This is a genomic window from Chloracidobacterium sp. (assembly GCA_016715795.1).
In the GTDB taxonomy this organism is placed as follows: Bacteria; Acidobacteriota; Blastocatellia; order Pyrinomonadales; family Pyrinomonadaceae; genus OLB17.
Genome location: JADJXP010000002.1, coordinates 464,519 through 480,759, shown reverse-complemented (window position 1 = coordinate 480,759; position 16,241 = coordinate 464,519). Strand labels below are relative to the sequence as shown.

The following is a 16,241-nucleotide window of genomic DNA, read 5'->3' as shown; positions in this document are numbered from 1 at the left end:
AATTTTATTTTGGGCTAAAAGAATGGCACAATCTAGCCACGAATGCACGAATAATCTTATGGGCGACGGCGATATTCTCAATCTGGTCAGCCACCTCGTGATCTACATGGTCGTGTTATTGCTCGCGATATCGTGTCACGAGGCAGGTCACGCGTGGATGTCGTATAAGTTCGGCGACGACACAGCATATATGCTCGGCCGCGTCACGCTCAACCCCGTAGCTCACACCGACCCCATCGGCACCCTGGCGATACCGATGATCGCATTTATCCTCGGCAGCGTCGGCGGAGCCCTTGGAAGCATTCCGCTGATCGGATGGGGCAAACCGACGCCAGTGAACCCGCGCAAATGGACAAACTATACGTGGGGCAATGTGATGGTCTCGATCGCAGGTGTACTCGCGAATCTTATTCTGCTCATCATCGGCATTATCGCGGCGAAGGTAATGTTGAGCCAAGGCTTTAGCGTCGTCGACTTTTTTGGCCACAGTACAAATCCGCTGGCTATCTTTGTCGGCAACCTGATGCTGCTGAATATGTCGCTGTTCGTGTTCAACCTATTGCCATTTCCGCCGCTTGACGGCAGCAAGATTCTCGCGACGTTCCTACCGGATTCAGCCCAACCGGCGCTTGCGCTGCTTGAGCAGTACGGCTTTTTGATACTGATGCTGCTGATCTATATGGGCGTGTTCCGGATGATAATCACGCCGTTCCTTTACGCACTTCTTTTTGTTCTATCTGCCTGATATGAAGAAACGCATTTTCAGCGGCGCACAGCCGACCGGCGAATTGCATATCGGCAATTATCTCGGTGCGATCAAGAATTGGGTCGCGCTGCAGGACGAGTACGAATCGTTCTTTTGCATCGTCAACCTGCACGGCATCACGCTGCCGCAGGAGCCGACAACGTATCGGCAAAAAACGCTCGACCTCGCCCGCATCTACCTAGCCGCCGGTGTCGATCCCGAAAAGTCGCCGATCTTTGTCCAATCCGACGTCGCCGAACATGCCGAACTCACTTGGGTGCTGTCATGTATTGCCCGCATGGGCGAGCTTGAGCGGATGACTCAGTTCAAGGACAAATCGCAAAGAGGCGGCCGCGAACGCTCAAGCGTCGGCCTCTTCACCTATCCCATCCTGATGGCAGCCGACATCCTGCTTTATCAGGCCGATCTCGTCCCTGTCGGACAGGACCAAAAGCAGCATATCGAACTGACACGCGATCTTGCCGAGCGATTCAATCGCGATTTTGGCGAGACTTTTAAGGTGCCCGACGTTTACATTCCACCCGCCGGCGCCAGCATCAAATCGCTCCAGGACCCGACGAAAAAGATGTCTAAATCCGACGAAAATCCGAACGCCTCGATCTTTCTGCTCGACGACGCCGATACCGTCACCAAAAAGATCAAACGCGCCGTCACAGACAGCGGGACCGAGATTACATTCGACGTAGCGCGACCCGCGATCACAAACCTGCTGACGATCTATCAACTGCTGACCGGTAAATCGACGGACGAATGCGTATCGCATTTTGCCGGTAAAGGTTACGGCGATTTCAAAAGCGAACTGGCCGAGGTGACAGTCGAGTTCCTGCGACCGTTTCAGGAGCGCGTAAAGCAGTATGACGACGCCTCACTGAAGTTGATACTTAATAACGGCGCGCAAAAAGCCCGGTCTATCGCGGGCGATACACTTGCGACGGTCAACGAGCGATTAGGTATCTCGTTGTGAAGGTCCGCGAACTTATCAAACTGATCGAAAAAGACGGTTGGGTCTTGGCCCGTACTCGCGGCAGCCATCGACAGTATCGTCATACCGTAAAACCAGGTACGGTCACCATTGCGGGCCATCCTTCGGACGAAGTCCATCCAAAAACGGAGCGTAGTATTTTGACGCAGGCAGGACTAAAATAATCTCATGAAGAACAGATATCTTGTTGTTATAGAAAAAGGGGCCCGGAACTACTCGGCGTTCTCGCCGGACGTGCCCGGATGTATAGCGACCGGTCGAACGATTGAGGAAACAATTGATTCGATGCGAGACGCGTTGGAATTTCACATTGAGGGCATGATCGAAAACGGTGAGACCGTCCCGGCTCCAAAACCTTTACAATATGTTCTGCACGACACAAATGATGTTACAGGTGAGGACATAATCGCCCATGTGATCGTTCAGACACCAGAACTCGCCTTAGCCTAAAATGAATAGAATTATCGTTTACGAAAAACCGACCTGAACCACGTGCCGCAACTTGGCGACGCTGTTCCGTGAGAACGGCATTGAATGGGACAAGGTCAATTATTTTAATGAACCGTTCACCGAGAAGAACCTCGGTGCGTTGATTGCCAAAACGGGCCTCAGGCCGATCAAGCTGGCCCGCGGTGCGGCGGCGGCCGGAATTAACGACAACACGCCAGACGCCGACGTGATCAAGGCAATGGTCGCCGATCCGAATCTGATCCAGCGGCCGATAGTCGAGGTCGACGACAAGGCGGTGCTGGCTCGGCCGATCGAAAAGGCACTGGAATTAATATGAAGAAGAATTCACCACAGAGGCACAGAGAACACGGAGTATCGACCTAAATTGTGTTTCTCTGCGCCCTCCGTGCCTCTGCGGTGAATCAAACGTAGATGAGCATTACCTACGGCAACGGCCACTACCCTAAACCTCGCAACGTCCTCGGAGGCAACCTCGAGTCGTGCTGCACCGATCCGATGACGGGATTTTATCGCGACGGCTATTGCCGCACCGGTGCCGACGATCTAGGGCGGCATACAGTGTGTATTCTCGCGACGGACGAGTTTCTGGAGTATTCGCGTTCGGTCGGCAACGACCTTTCAACGCCGATGCCGCAGTACGCATTTCCCGGTGTCAAGGACGGCGACAAATGGTGCCTTTGCGTGACGCGATGGCAGCAGGCATTTGAGGACGGCATGGCCCCGCAGGTCGTGCTTGCGGCAACGCATGAGTCCGCTCTGCAGGTCGTAAACCTCGATGACCTCAAGCTACACGCGGTTGACGCAGAAGAATAAGTCGGAAAGAATAGCCACGAATGTACGAATAAGAACAAGATCATGGTTTATTCGTGCATTCGTGGCTATTTCTTTGTTTAATTTGCCTAATGCCTGCAGCAGAAGAACAACTCGATCAATTTACATTCGACTTTCATAAGGAGACGGCCGAGATCGTACGCGAATCGGACGAGCTGCAGATAAAGATCGGCGACTTTGCCGGCCCGCTCGATCTACTGCTCTATGTGATCCGCCAGGAGCAGGCAAACATTTTTGACATTCCGATCGCCCGTATCACCGAGAAATATCTCGAATACATCCGCCTAATGAAGCGGCTGGATATCGCCGTCGCAGCAGATTTCCTCGTAATGGCCGCGACGCTGATCGAGATCAAGTCAAAGATGCTGCTGCCTCGCGACCCCAAGGCCGAGGAAGACGAGGAATTCGAGGACCCGCGCCAGGAGCTTGTCGACCGCCTGCTCGAATACGAGAAATTCAAATCGGCCGCCGGCATGCTTCACGAACGCGGCGAGATCGAACAGGCGACGTTCACCCGCGGCACCATCGAAACTGACGGTGACATCGGCGAGGTGGACGCGACCGTCTTTGACCTGCTCAAGATATTTCAGCAGATCGCTACCCGCCACGCCGATGAGGTCAAGATGGAGATCGAGCGCGAAGAGATCTCGCTCGCCGACATGATCAAAACCCTCAAACGCCGCATCCTAGACGACGGCGAACTTAGCCTGCTGAAGTTTTTTGACGAAATGCACACCCGCCGCGAACTCGTAACCGCCTTTATCGCCGTGCTCGAGATCGTGAGGGCCGAGAACGTCAAACTGCTGCAAAAGAGCACGTTTGGCGACATAATACTGAAAAAGATGTAACCACGGATGGACACGGATGGACACAGATAAGGCAATTCTTATCGGTGTCCATCTGTGTTAATCTGTGGTTGATTTTTATGACCGAGCAAGCGGCCGCAAAGCAGAGAAACCGAACGCCCTCCGAGTTGGTGGCCCTCGTCGAGGCACTCATTTTTGTCGCAGACGAGCCTGTGACGGCAAAGCTTATCGCCGAGGTCCTTGATGAAGACAAAGGAGCGGTAAAGGCCGCCGTTGAGCAGCTTGCAGCCGAATATACCGAACGCGGCAGCGGCCTGCAGATACGCGAGATAGCCGGTGGCTATCAGCTTGCGACTCGGACGGAACTGCACGAAGAGGTTCGTGCATTCCTAAAAACACGTCCGTCTGCCAAGCTCTCTATCGCCTCGCTCGAAACGCTTGCGGTCATCGCATATAAGCAACCCGTGACCGTTCCCGAGATCCTCGAGATCCGAGGTGTGCAGAGTGCAACGTCGATCAAAACGCTCCTCGACAAACGCCTCATCGTCGCAAAGGGCCGCAAAGAGGCCGTCGGCCGCCCGATGATGTACGGCACGTCAAAAGAATTCCTCATCCAGTTCGGCCTCAACGACCTGACGGAACTGCCGAGTATCGAAGACTTCGAGGACCTAGTCCAATAAGATTAGCCACATAGGCACATAGAAGACATAGAAGTGCCGGTTATATCTATGTGTTCTATGTGCCTATGTGGTTCAATAGCGTTCTGTGCCGGAAAGATTGCAGAAACTCATCGCCCAAGCCGGTATCGCCTCACGCCGGGCGGCCGAGCAGCTTATCGCTGCCGGCGAGGTCACGGTCAACGGCGAGATCGTGACCGAACTCGGCACTAAGGCCGATCCTGAGCGGGACCACATCAAGGTTCGCGGCAAGCTGATAAATGCCAAGCTCCAGAGCCGTTCCAAAACGTATGTCCTCGTAAACAAACCGAAAGGCTACCTGTCGAGCGTCAGCGACCCCGAAAATCGCAAGCTCGTCGTCGATCTCGTGAAAGGCAAGGGCAAACTGCATCCGGTCGGGCGGCTCGATTACAACAGCGAGGGGCTGATCATCCTGACAAACGACGGTGAATTCACGAACCGCGTTGCGGGATCTAAAAAGATCCCAAAGGTCTATGAGGTCAAGGTCAAGGGCCTGCCAAACCGCAACGCGATCAACAAACTCCGCCGCGGCGTTACGTTGGAAGACGGCTTCAAGACCGCTCCCGCAGAGATACGCGAGCTAAAACCGACGCAAAACAATGGCTGGTACGAGGTGACACTGCATGAGGGGCACAATCAGCAGTTACGCAAGATGTTCGACGCGATCGGCAATTCGGTCGTGAAATTGCGGCGGACACGGATTGGCGCGATCAGCGATCCATACCTAAAAGTTGGGGCATCACGCGAATTGACGGTAGAGGAAGTTAAAAAAATTACAGGATGAACATGATAAATAAGATATCCTGTCAATCCTGTGCATCCTGTTCCAATTAAGCGTCGATCAGTGCGCGGTGCTCGACCATTAAACAAAGGTCCTGCACGACCTTGATGCCCGCCTCAGCCCATTTCTCAGCCGCCTCGTCATCGCGTATCCCAAGTTGCAGCCAGACGGCCTTTGGCTTCTTCTGCAATATCTCAAACGTGTGTTTAGCCACGTCCGAACTGCGGCGAAAGACGTTGACCATATCGATCTCACCGGGTATATCGTTCAGATCGCGATAAACAGGCTTTCCCAATATCTCGGTAACCTCTGGATAGTAGACGGGCACGGGAATGATGTCGTAGCCGTTATCGGCCATGTATTTCGGCACATAAAACGCGGGCTGTCCGGCGTGGGTTTCGGGTTTGATGCCGAGAACGGCGATCGTCTTTACCTCGCTCAATAATTGCCTGATCTCGTCGTCGGTTCGCAGTATCTTCTCGTGCATACACCGAGTTTACACAATATCCTTGTGTAAAACTATTTGTTATGCGAACATAATGGATCGTTATATCGCCTTATGAACTTCGAACTTTCAGACGAGCAGCTACAGATCAAACACAGCGTCCGCGAATTCGCCGAGAGCGAGATCCGGCCCTGCGTGATGGAATGGGATGAATCGCAGCATTTTCCCGAAGAATTGCGGCCAAAGCTCGCCGAACTCGGCCTGATGGGCGTTGTTTTCCCGGAGGAATACGGTGGGGCCGGAATGGGCTATGTCGAATACGCGACGATCATTGAGGAGCTCGGCCGCGTCTGCGGCTCGGTCGGCCTGTCGGTCGCGGCTCACAATTCACTCTGCTCGAACCACATCTACATGTTCGGCAGCGAGGAGCAGAAGCAAAAATATCTCGTCCCGCTCGCGCAGGGCGAATCATTCGGTGCCTGGGGCCTGACGGAATCGCAGGCCGGCTCGGACAGCGCGGGGACGCGGACGAACGCCGTTCGCTCAAGCGGTGGTTGGACGGTGAACGGCTCAAAGAACTTCATCACTCACGCGCTCGCCTGCAACACGCTCGTCGCGGTCGCGGTAACTGATAAAGAGAAGGGCAATCGCGGGATTTCGGCATTCATCTTTGACAAATCGATGGACGGTTTTCGCGGCGATAAGAAGGAAAACAAACTTGGGATGCGTGCGAGCGAAACGGCGTCGGTGGTGTTTGAGGATTGCCACGTTCCGGAAGAAAATCTCCTCGGGACTGAGGGCGAAGGCTTCCTCCAATGCATGCAGGTCCTCGACGGCGGCCGTATCTCGATCGCTGCCCTGTCCGTCGGCATCGCGCAAGGGGCGTATGAGGCTGCGGTGAAATACGCAAAAGAACGTCAGCAGTTCGGTAAACCCATAGCCGAATTCCAGGCGATCCAGTTCAAGCTCGCCGATATGGCCACGCAGATCGAGTGTGCCCGCCTGCTCACATTACAGGCGGCTGCTACGAAGGACGCGGGCAAACCTGTAACCCAAAAGTCCGCAATGGCAAAACTCTACGCCTCTGAGACCGCCGTCCGCGTTTCTGAGGAAGGCATCCAGATCCACGGCGGCTACGGCTATACCAAAGACTACCCTGCGGAAAAATACTGGCGCGACTCAAAGCTCTGCACCATCGGCGAAGGCACTAGCGAGATCCAGCGTGTCGTCATCGCTAAGAGCCTGCTTAAGGCTTTCTAAACAAAGTACCTGACGGCGGATTAGTTTGAATTCATAGCCATCGTAGATGGCGTCGGTATGTAGCCCAGTCCGCAAGGACTGGGGAGGCAGGCGTAATAAAAAAAGCCCGTGTAACGGGCGACAAGGCGACAAGCCGTCTCTCGCTATCTACGATAGCTCTTTAATCGCTCCGCACTCTTCCCCAGGGCTTATGGCCCTAGGCTACATGCTTACGCCATCTCCGATGGCTGGATCTAAACTGAATCACTAACTTGTCTGTTTCACCTGTTGCACTTCTGCAACGACTGTGCTAAACTCACCCCCTGATCTAACCCAAGGAGAAAAAACTATGAGTTCTACAGGCACAAGTACAGGCCGTTTGGCGACGGCGTTTTTGGCGGAGATGGACAATGAGGCAAAGGTCGCACGTGAGTGTCTCTCGCGCGTTCCGGCCGATAAGTTCGACTGGAAGCCGCACGAAAAATCAATGACGATGGGCCGGCTGGCCGTTCACGTCGCCGAGATGTTCGGCTGGACAAAAGAGACGCTGACGCAGGACGTGCTCGATTTTGCGACGGCCGATTTCAAGCCCTTCGAGCCGTCGACGACGGACGAGTTGCTCGCGTTCTTTGACGATCACGTCGCAAAGGCAAAAGATGTGCTTTCGTCAACCTCGGATGAGACCTTCTTTACCGACTGGACGATGCGCAACGGCGATCAGGTGTATTTCACCATGCCAAAGGTCGCCGTGATGCGCTCATTCGTGATGAATCACATCATCCACCACCGCGGCCAGCTTTCGGTCTATCTCCGCCTCAACGACATCCCCGTCCCGTCGATCTACGGGCCGTCGGCCGACGAAGGGCAGATGTAGTTTGAGAACATTGACCTTTTTTGGAAGCGCAGGTGATTATCGGCGCTTTCTCCGTCGTGTGAGATATAATTCGAAATATGCACGAACTCAAATTCACAGCTATTTATGAGGAAGCTGAGGAAGGTGGATTTATTGGCTATGTGGCCGAATTGCCGGGAGCCAATACTCAGGGCGAAACTCTAGCTGAAACTCGCGAGAATCTTAAGGATGCAGTCGAGATGCTGCTGGACTGTTATCGCGAGGACGCCGAACAGAGGTTCGCATCGAGCCCAAAAGCCACCAAAGAGGACCTGATACTTGAGGCGGCCTAGCGAATGAAGAGAACGGAACTCGTTCGTCATCTTGAACGGACAGGCTGTGTCCTGTTTCGTGAAGGCGGAAAGCACTCTGTTTACAAAAACGCCAAGAGCGGGCAGATGACCGCGGTGCCGCGCCACCGCGAGATCAAAGAATACTTAGCAAAGAAGATCTGTGACGATCTTGGAGTTCCTCGGCGAGCATAAGAGAGCTCGCCTTTTTAACTTTATCGATAGAATGCGAAGATTCTTGATAGTTAATGACTAAAAGCGAATCTTTTAAACAACTCCTCCATGGTCAACCTCGTTCGATCGCCCGCGCGATCACGCTTGTCGAGAACGGCGGCGATGCGGCGGCGGAGTTGATGAAAGCGGTCTTTCCGAAGACGGGCAGAGCGTCGGTCATCGGCATTACCGGTGCGCCGGGGGCCGGAAAGTCCTCTCTGGTCGATAAACTTGCGCTCTATTACAAGGATCAGGGCCAGAAAGTGGGCATTGTGTGTATCGATCCGTCGTCGCCATTCTCGGGCGGGGCGATCCTTGGTGACCGGATCAGGATGTCGGCGCTTGGGACGGACAAGAATATCTTTATCCGCTCGATGGCGACGCGAGGGAATCTGGGCGGGCTGTCGCGTGCGACGGTTGACGCTGTCGCGATATTGGATGCGGCCGGTTTCGACAAAGTGATCGTTGAGACCGTCGGCGTCGGCCAGGACGAGGTCGAGATCGTAAAGACGGCGGACGTTTCGGTCGTGGTGCTGGTGCCCGGCATGGGCGACGACATTCAGGCGATAAAGGCCGGGATAATGGAGATCGGCGACGTTTTTGTCATCAATAAATCGGACCGCGAGGGTGTATTGCGCACGCAAAAGGAGCTTGAGGCCTTGCTATCGCTTGCGCATCGCCCTGATATGTGGCATCCGTCGATCGTCAAGACCGTCGCGACCGAAAGCAAAGGTATTGACGACCTCGCCGCTGCTATCGCGAAATATCTCGAATTTCAGGCCGGCGAAGGCAAAAACAGCGAACGACGCCGCTCTATCGCCCGCTGGCGGCTGACGGAACTGCTGAGAGAACGGCTCGTAAATGATCTTCTAAACCGTAATGCGGCAAGCGACCGGCTGGACGAGCTTGCAGCTATGGTTGCGGACAAAACGACGGACCCATATTCGGCGGTAGAGGAACTTTTGAGCGGAGATGTGTAACGCGCCTTGTTTTTTGCGCGAAATTCGTGGAACACGCTGAAAAATAGGTGATAAGTTAACTGATATCAATGGTTTACAGCGTTCCGCCTAGGGGTGGAACACGGCCGGAACAGGCGGCACGCGTTCCGAATGGTCGTTTCGGATCTATCTGTATGAAAATAAACCACTTAGGCATCGCAACTAAGGATATCGACGCTGCCCTCGCCTTCTGGCAGGACGCTCTTGGTCTGGAACACGTCCATAGCGAGACGGTCGAGGACCAAAAAGTCCGTGTAGCAATGTTGCCGATCGGAGAGAGCCGCGTGGAGCTTCTTGAACCGACGAGCGACGACTCGCCGATCAGCAAATTTCTTGAGAAACGCGGCAGCGGCATTCATCATATCGCCGTCGAGGTGGACGATATCGAGGCCGCATTGGCGCAACTAAAGGGCCGCGGCATGCGTTTAATCGATGCGGCCCCGCGTGTCGGGGCCGAGGGCTGTCTGGTCGCATTTGTACATCCGTCTTCAACCGGTGGCGTATTGCTTGAACTTGTGCAGACACTGGACGGCAGCGCGGATTAGTGATATCGGCGGTGTTTTGTTATTATGCCCGTTTGGCGCTAACGCGGAGATACAAGTAAGAGAGGACCGGAGAATTGAATAACCTAACTAAAGCATTGATCCTGATCGGCGTGATATTGCTGATCGGCGTAGGCCTGGTGGCCTGGAAAAAGAAAGTCGGCGGACACGCGACAGAATCGTACAATTCGATCTCGAAGGCAGAGGTCGAATCGCTTCTGGCCGATGTCGCCAAGAACAATCCGATGCTGATCAAGCGTTGGAATGAGGATCCCGACACGGTCAAGAAGCAGATGGAGGGGCTAAAGCAGATGTTAGCCTTTGCCAGCGAGGCACAGCGCGAGGGCATGGCCGATTCGTCAGCTAACCGGCAGGAACTCCGCAGCATCAAGGCCGAGGTCATTGCTGTCAACTACGACCGCGAGATCAATAAGGACAAAGGGCCGATGCCGCCTTTCGGCTTCATCACAGAGGATCAGATCAACGCATACTGGGGAGCTGCAGCACCGGCGGGGCAGCAGGGCTTTCTCGACAGCTTGATGAGCAAACTCGGCCTCGGCGGTGATAAGGAAGCTCGCAGCCACGAGGAAGAGTTTACCGATTACCTCAACTCCAAGATCGAGATCATGAAGGCCGGCAGTCCTGAAATGAAGGATCGCGAGATCAGCGAAGAGGAGCGGACGCAGGCGAGAGAGATGTTCGCCAAGATGCGGATCTATACCGACGAATTTGAGGCGAAAGCCGCTTCCGGTGAGCTCGATAAAGCGTTCGTTGATAAGACATATCTTCAGGTAAAGCTGCAGCAGGCGCAGTTTCTCGCCCGGATGTATGCTGAGGCTTCAGCCGAGCGGACCAAGGTCACTGACGCTGAGATCGACGAGTATATTGCCGCTCATCCCGAGCTCGATCCGGCCGCCAAGCGTGAAAAGGCCCAGGGCATCCTCGACCGTGCAAAGGCCGGTGAGGACTTTGCGGCGCTGGCAAATGAGTTTACCGAGGATCCCGGCAACAAGGGCGTTGACGGAACGCCGCAGGGCGGGCTTTACAAGGACGTGAGCAAGGGCCGAATGGTCCCTGCGTTCGAGGCCGCTGCCCTAGCCCTCGAGCCAGGGCAGGTCGCAGCCGAGCTGGTCGAGACGAACTATGGCTTTCACATCGTCAAGCTCGAACGCAAGCTCGAACCGCAGGAAAAGGACGGTAAGACGACCGAGACCTACGACGTTCGTCACATCCTGATCTCGACCGGCGTAAAGGATCCCGACAAACCGAATTCGCGCGAGATGCCGCTGAGGGACTACGTCAAAGCCAAGCTCGAAGAGGAGAAGGACAAAAAGCTGATCGACGAGCTGATCGCTACGAATAATGTCCAGATACCTGAGGACTTTGAGATTCCGCAGGTCACGGATGCACAGCTCGAAGAGTTCAGGCAAAAGCAGCAGACCCAGATGCCCGGAGCGCCTCCGGGGGCCGCACCGGGAGCGCCCGGTGCTCCAAAGGTGGAGGTCAAGCCGGCCCCGCCCGCAAAGCCGGACGCTAAGAAGAAGTGATCGGATGCAGATCGGTGACTATCGCGTCGAGATAATCCCCGACTGCGAGTTCAAACTAGACGGAGGGGCGATGTTCGGTGTCGTCCCTCGCGTTCTTTGGGAGCGAGTTTTCCCGCCTGATGACAAAAACCGCGTCACGCTAACCTGCAACTGCCTCTTTATCGACACCGGCAGTCAGAAGGTCCTCATCGAGACCGGCATGGGTGACAAATGGACGCCGAAAGAAAGGTCGATCTACGGCATCGACCGAAAGAAACCGCTCGGCGAGACGCTCTTTGACATTACCGGCAGCACAGCCGACGAGATCGATATCGTGATCAACACGCATCTGCACTTTGACCACGCCGGCGGCAATACGTCAGAACCACCTGCGGTAGCGGGTGGTTTTACGCAAGCGGTACTCAAGCCGGTGTTCCCAAATGCTCGTTATCTTGTTTCAAGAAGCGAGTTTGCCGCAGCCGAATCGCCGCACGAGCGCGACCGGGCGAGTTACCTGTCAGAGAACTGGCAGCCGCTCATCGAAAGCCGTCAGCTCGATCTAATGCCCGACCGGTACGAACCGGTTGATGGCCTGATCGTCGAAACGGTCCGCGGCCACAGTGAGACGATGCAGACGATAAAGCTCACGCGCGGCGACGAAACGTTATTTGGCTTCTTTGACATGGTCCCGACGCAGCATCACGTGCCGTATCCGTGGATAATGAGCTACGACCTGTACCCGACCGAGACGCTGGAATTCAAAAAACGTATCCTGCCGCAAGCGGTCGAAGAGAATTGGATCTGTCACTTTTATCATGACGTCGAGATGCCGTTGGGGAGATTGGTTGAGGTTGATGGGAGAATAGTTGCGGTGAGAGAGCAGGCAGAAACACGACCGGTAGGGAGTGTGCCCTGTAGGGTTGAATAAATACGACGGGGCACACTCGCTACTGCTCGTGTTTCCGCCTGTATGACTATGGAAAAAGTAAACATCGGAATAATCGGCGGCTCGGGGCTGTATCAGATGCCGGAGCTCGCGAATGTGAGGGAGCAGGCGGTCGAGACGCCGTTTGGGGAGCCTTCGGATGCGTTTATTGTGGGCGAGCTGGACGGCGTGACGGTCGCATTTTTGCCGAGGCATGCGCGGGGGCATAAGTTTTTGCCGACCGAGGTGCCGTACCGGGCGAACATCTACGCGATGAAGCTGCTGGGCGTCGAGTACATCCTGTCGGTGTCGGCGGTGGGCAGTTTGCAGGAGCAGTACGCTCCGACGGATTTTGTGATACCGGACCAGTTCTTTGACAGGACGCGGGCGAGGGCACGGGAATCGACGTTCTTTGGCGAAGGCATCGTCGGGCACGTGACGTTTGCGCATCCGGTGTGCAATGAGCTTGGCGACATTCTCGAGGCCTCGTGTAATACAGTCGGCGTCAAGACGCACCGCGGCGGAACTTACCTTTGTATGGAAGGGCCCGCGTTCTCGACCGTCGCCGAATCCAACGTCTATCGCCAATGGGGCATGGACATCATCGGGATGACCAATCTGCAGGAGGCCAAGCTCGCCCGCGAGGCCGAGATCGCTTATGCGACGCTCGCGCTCGTGACCGATTACGACTGCTGGCACACCGACCACGACGCCGTCACCATCGACATGGTCGTCGAATATCTCAACAAGAACGTCCGCAACGCCCAGCTCGTCCTAAAAGACGCCGTCACGCGCCTCGCCGCCAAAGAGACGCCGAACCAATACCGCGACGCCATCAAAAACGCCATCTTCACCGCCCCGGATCATTGGCCGGAAGCGACGGCGAAGAAGCTGGAGGCGATCATCGGCAAGTATCGGCCAAAGTAAACGATTGACGACATTGAATCATCTGACCATTCTATGAAGCGTGTAGCCTTTATATTCGTCGCATTCGTCCTATTCGTCGCATCGGCCTCAGCCCAGCGCAATGTCGCACCGGTGCTGGATGTCATCATGGAGCGGGATGCTAAGCATAACCTCGACGTTGCGAAGCAGTATTTTTCGCCGCTCAAAAAGGCGTACAAGTCGGTGATCGACCGGTTCGAAGAGACTTACGCGGCGTATCCCGAGTTTACGGCGATCGACGAGTTTCTCTACATCGCCGGCATGAGCAGCTATTACCTCTCAGAGGGCAAGGGCAAGCAGAAGGTGAATCTCAAGAGCGAGCGTGAAAAGGAAAAATATGCCCCCGAAAAGCTCAAAGCCGACGCCGTTGCGTACCTTTCAACGATCGTTGATAAGTATCCGGAGAGTAAGTTCAAGGGCGACGCCGAGAAAACGCTCGCGGAGATGAAGGGAAAATGAGTTGCCACTAGCTTTAGCTAGTGGTTAGATGCCCAAAATGATTCCGGGCTTTAGCCCAAAGATTCGGCTAAAGCCGGGTCTTTTTTGATTGAACCTGTCCACTAGCTAAAGCTAGTGGCAATTCATATGAACCTCAACCAAGTCACGATCTATTCCGACAAGACGGTCGAGACGGTCGAGTTCTTTGAGAAGCTCGGTTTGCGGCGGATCGTCGATTCGCTGCCGCGATACGCGCGGCTTGAGTGCCCCGACGGCGAGGCGACGCTGTCGGTAAACGAATTTCACGAGCACACGCCGTTGAATAATGTCGTTCTCTACTTCGAATGCAACGACATCGACGCAGAAGTCGAACGCCTCAAATCGCTCGGCCTCGAATTTGACGAAGACCCGACCGATCGCCCATGGCTCTGGCGTCAGGCATACCTAGAAGACCCTAACGGCAACAAAATATGCCTCTTCCACGCCGGCGAAAATCGCAAAAATCCGCCGTGGCGTGTAGAATCGTAGAAGTCGGAAATCAGAATTCAGAAGTCAGCAGAGAAGCCTTTTTCTGATTTCTGGCTTCTGAATTCTGGCTTCTTAAATTTATGTCATTAACAGTAGTTGGATCGGTCGCGTTTGATGCGTTGGAAACGCCATTTGGCAAGCGCGAGCGGATTTTGGGCGGTGCGGCGACACATTTTGGATTGAGCGCGTCGTTCTTTACCGAGGTGAACGCCGTGGGCGTGGTCGGCGGCGATTTTGGCGAGGCCGAATGGGACGTTTTTCGGCGGCACCAGATCAATACCGACGATATCGAGGTCGTGCCGGACGGGCGAACGTTCTTCTGGAGCGGCAGTTACGATTACGACATGAACACGGCACACACGCTCGACACGCAATTGAACGTATTCGAGACGTTCCAGCCGAAGCTGAGCGATAGATCGAAGAACGCCAATATGCTATTCCTCGCAAATATCCTGCCGTCGCTGCAAAAGGACGTTCGCCTACAGTGCGCCGACGCCAGATTTGTCGCGATGGACACGATGAACTTCTGGATCTCGTCGATGAAGGACGCGGTGATAGACACGATCAAGGCCGTCGATTGCATGATCATCAACGACGCGGAGGCACGGCAGTTGACCGGTGAGCCGAGCATCTATAAGGCCGCTCGGTTGATCCTCGGCTACGGCCTGAGGGCCGTCGTCATCAAACGCGGCGAATACGGCGCGACGTTGTTTACAAAAGACGGCTATTTCACGACGCCGGCATATCCGCTCGAAAGCGTTTTTGATCCGACCGGCGCGGGCGACACGTTCGCGGGCGGCTTTATGGGCTATCTTGCCGCCCAGAACGATATCAATGACGATGTGCTGAGGCGGGCATGCGTCTATGGCTCAGTGATGGCGTCATTCAACGTCGAGAAGTTTGGCACCGAGCGCGTCGATGCACTGAATTACACCGAGATCAATCAGCGATTCAAGGACTTCAAGCTGATGACGCACTTTGACGACATTCCATTCGAACGCGCAACGGCAGCTTAACGCTTTTTGAATTGCCGCCACCCTTAGGTGGAGGGTGGCTGTCAATACAACTTCGGGCTTTAGCCCAATTTCGGCTGAGGCCGGAGAATTTTCCGGATCGTTACCTCCAGCAAAAGCCGGAGGCAATTCATGGCAAGCTCAGGCAAAAACCCGCTCAGCCGCGTAGAGCGGCGCAAGACCAACTATCCGCTCATCGCGGCGGCCGTGGTGCTGTTCGCTCTGTTGGCGGCGGGTGCGGTCTTTGCCTTTCGCGACCAGAACTGGATCGCAGCAATGCTAGTCGTCGCGGCGATACTCGTCCTCATTCTCGCGATACTGATCGAGATCACGCACAGCCGGCGGCTCGCGGCGTTGGATGACCGCAAATTTATCCGCTGGGACGCCGCGATGCCCGAGGTGCAGCGCCAGAACGTCAATGTCGAAGTGCGCGAATTGGCCCGGCTGCTCAATGTCGGCAGCGATCAGTTGCCCGACCTCTTGTCGGCGTATATCGTCGCCGAGGATCTGGCCCTGCGACAGGTTCAGCAGGAGGAGAACCTGCCGCTGATGCGGCACGTCAGCATTGGGAAGATCCCATTTGACGGTATCCTGATCGATCAGGACCTGATCACCTGCATCGAGGTAGCGTTCCTCGTCGTGCCCGACGTGCGGCAGGAAAAGATCGAGTCGATGCTCAAGAAAGCGGCCATGGCAAAGAAAAATCTCGCCGATATGAAGAGCCGCCTGCGGCTCAAACTAATGCTGGTCCTCGTCACGCAGCTAACTCACGACGAGGAAGAACAGCTTCGCGGTGTCCTGACAACGCGCCGGTTCACAGACACGCCCGTCGATATCGACATCAGGATGCTCGATTTTGAGATGCTGCAAAAGGTTTACGTTAGTGAATAGGAGCGTTAGGTGCTAGGTTTT

23 protein-coding genes are annotated in these 16,241 nt (G+C 55.0%); 22 read left to right on the top strand and 1 reads right to left on the bottom strand.

Annotation, left to right across the window (positions count from 1 at the left end; all coding sequences use genetic code 11):
• Positions 1 to 22: 22 nt before the first annotated feature.
• The 9 genes from IPM59_07260 (at position 23) to IPM59_07220 (ending at position 5,338) form a co-directional block, all read left to right on the top strand.
• A complete protein-coding gene (locus IPM59_07260) occupies positions 23 to 745 on the top strand; it encodes a site-2 protease family protein (GenBank protein ID MBK9215387.1) in 723 nt (240 codons plus the stop codon).
• A gap of 1 nt (position 746) precedes the next feature.
• Positions 747 to 1,730, top strand: a complete 984-nt coding sequence (trpS, locus tag IPM59_07255) for a tryptophan--tRNA ligase (protein MBK9215386.1) — start codon at positions 747 to 749, stop codon at positions 1,728 to 1,730.
• Complete coding sequence (locus IPM59_07250; GenBank protein MBK9215385.1) at positions 1,727 to 1,912, top strand: type II toxin-antitoxin system HicA family toxin; 186 nt, start codon at positions 1,727 to 1,729, stop codon at positions 1,910 to 1,912. Before trpS ends, IPM59_07250 begins: the two co-directional genes overlap by 4 nt.
• A 4-nt stretch (positions 1,913 to 1,916) precedes the next feature.
• Positions 1,917 to 2,198: a type II toxin-antitoxin system HicB family antitoxin gene (locus tag IPM59_07245; GenBank protein MBK9215384.1), complete on the top strand. Its 282-nt coding sequence runs from the start codon at positions 1,917 to 1,919 to the stop codon at positions 2,196 to 2,198.
• Between the two features lie 52 nt (positions 2,199 to 2,250).
• Positions 2,251 to 2,535 carry an arsenate reductase gene (locus IPM59_07240; protein ID MBK9215383.1) on the top strand — a complete coding sequence of 95 codons (285 nt, stop codon included), beginning with the start codon at positions 2,251 to 2,253 and terminating at the stop codon, positions 2,533 to 2,535.
• Positions 2,536 to 2,630: 95 nt separating this feature from the next.
• Positions 2,631 to 3,032 (top strand): DUF2237 domain-containing protein, encoded by a 402-nt coding sequence (locus tag IPM59_07235; GenBank protein MBK9215382.1) that lies wholly within the window; start codon positions 2,631 to 2,633, stop codon positions 3,030 to 3,032.
• Between the two features lie 89 nt (positions 3,033 to 3,121).
• Positions 3,122 to 3,898 (top strand): segregation/condensation protein A, encoded by a 777-nt coding sequence (locus IPM59_07230; GenBank protein ID MBK9215381.1) that lies wholly within the window; start codon positions 3,122 to 3,124, stop codon positions 3,896 to 3,898.
• A gap of 77 nt (positions 3,899 to 3,975) precedes the next feature.
• Complete coding sequence (scpB, locus tag IPM59_07225) at positions 3,976 to 4,536, top strand: SMC-Scp complex subunit ScpB (GenBank protein ID MBK9215380.1); 561 nt, start codon at positions 3,976 to 3,978, stop codon at positions 4,534 to 4,536.
• 85 nt (positions 4,537 to 4,621) lie between these two features.
• Entirely contained in the window at positions 4,622 to 5,338 is a 717-nt protein-coding gene (locus IPM59_07220; protein MBK9215379.1) for an rRNA pseudouridine synthase, read from the top strand.
• 46 nt (positions 5,339 to 5,384) lie between these two features.
• Here the strand turns inward: IPM59_07220 and IPM59_07215 are convergent, their stop codons facing one another.
• Complete coding sequence (locus tag IPM59_07215) at positions 5,385 to 5,822, bottom strand: CoA-binding protein (GenBank protein ID MBK9215378.1); 438 nt, start codon at positions 5,820 to 5,822, stop codon at positions 5,385 to 5,387.
• Positions 5,823 to 5,894: 72 nt separating this feature from the next.
• Here IPM59_07215 and IPM59_07210 point away from each other — a divergent pair, with 72 nt between their 5' ends.
• The 13 genes from IPM59_07210 (at position 5,895) to IPM59_07150 (ending at position 16,220) form a co-directional block, all read left to right on the top strand.
• On the top strand, positions 5,895 to 7,040 hold the full coding sequence (locus IPM59_07210) for an acyl-CoA dehydrogenase family protein (GenBank protein ID MBK9215377.1): 1,146 nt from the start codon (positions 5,895 to 5,897) through the stop codon (positions 7,038 to 7,040).
• Between the two features lie 382 nt (positions 7,041 to 7,422).
• On the top strand, positions 7,423 to 7,893 hold the full coding sequence (locus IPM59_07205; protein MBK9215376.1) for a DUF664 domain-containing protein: 471 nt from the start codon (positions 7,423 to 7,425) through the stop codon (positions 7,891 to 7,893).
• 77 nt (positions 7,894 to 7,970) lie between these two features.
• Positions 7,971 to 8,204 (top strand): type II toxin-antitoxin system HicB family antitoxin, encoded by a 234-nt coding sequence (locus IPM59_07200; protein MBK9215375.1) that lies wholly within the window; start codon positions 7,971 to 7,973, stop codon positions 8,202 to 8,204.
• Between the two features lie 3 nt (positions 8,205 to 8,207).
• Positions 8,208 to 8,396 (top strand): type II toxin-antitoxin system HicA family toxin, encoded by a 189-nt coding sequence (locus tag IPM59_07195; GenBank protein ID MBK9215374.1) that lies wholly within the window; start codon positions 8,208 to 8,210, stop codon positions 8,394 to 8,396.
• Between the two features lie 53 nt (positions 8,397 to 8,449).
• Positions 8,450 to 9,394 carry a methylmalonyl Co-A mutase-associated GTPase MeaB gene (meaB, locus tag IPM59_07190; protein ID MBK9215373.1) on the top strand — a complete coding sequence of 315 codons (945 nt, stop codon included), beginning with the start codon at positions 8,450 to 8,452 and terminating at the stop codon, positions 9,392 to 9,394.
• Positions 9,395 to 9,540: 146 nt separating this feature from the next.
• The gene (mce, locus tag IPM59_07185) at positions 9,541 to 9,957 is read left to right on the top strand and encodes a methylmalonyl-CoA epimerase (protein ID MBK9215372.1); all 417 of its coding nucleotides are present in this window, start codon (positions 9,541 to 9,543) and stop codon (positions 9,955 to 9,957) included.
• Between the two features lie 74 nt (positions 9,958 to 10,031).
• Positions 10,032 to 11,501 carry a peptidylprolyl isomerase gene (locus IPM59_07180; protein ID MBK9215371.1) on the top strand — a complete coding sequence of 490 codons (1,470 nt, stop codon included), beginning with the start codon at positions 10,032 to 10,034 and terminating at the stop codon, positions 11,499 to 11,501.
• A gap of 4 nt (positions 11,502 to 11,505) precedes the next feature.
• The gene (locus IPM59_07175; GenBank protein ID MBK9215370.1) at positions 11,506 to 12,408 is read left to right on the top strand and encodes an MBL fold metallo-hydrolase; all 903 of its coding nucleotides are present in this window, start codon (positions 11,506 to 11,508) and stop codon (positions 12,406 to 12,408) included.
• Between the two features lie 48 nt (positions 12,409 to 12,456).
• Positions 12,457 to 13,332: an S-methyl-5'-thioadenosine phosphorylase gene (locus IPM59_07170; GenBank protein MBK9215369.1), complete on the top strand. Its 876-nt coding sequence runs from the start codon at positions 12,457 to 12,459 to the stop codon at positions 13,330 to 13,332.
• 33 nt (positions 13,333 to 13,365) lie between these two features.
• Positions 13,366 to 13,809, top strand: coding sequence for an outer membrane protein assembly factor BamD (gene bamD / locus IPM59_07165; GenBank protein MBK9215368.1), 444 nt, complete (start codon positions 13,366 to 13,368; stop codon positions 13,807 to 13,809).
• A 126-nt stretch (positions 13,810 to 13,935) separates the two neighbouring features.
• On the top strand, positions 13,936 to 14,316 hold the full coding sequence (locus IPM59_07160; GenBank protein MBK9215367.1) for a VOC family protein: 381 nt from the start codon (positions 13,936 to 13,938) through the stop codon (positions 14,314 to 14,316).
• An 80-nt stretch (positions 14,317 to 14,396) separates the two neighbouring features.
• Positions 14,397 to 15,332 (top strand): sugar kinase, encoded by a 936-nt coding sequence (locus tag IPM59_07155; GenBank protein ID MBK9215366.1) that lies wholly within the window; start codon positions 14,397 to 14,399, stop codon positions 15,330 to 15,332.
• Between the two features lie 129 nt (positions 15,333 to 15,461).
• Positions 15,462 to 16,220: a hypothetical protein gene (locus IPM59_07150; GenBank protein MBK9215365.1), complete on the top strand. Its 759-nt coding sequence runs from the start codon at positions 15,462 to 15,464 to the stop codon at positions 16,218 to 16,220.
• Positions 16,221 to 16,241: the final 21 nt, after the last annotated feature.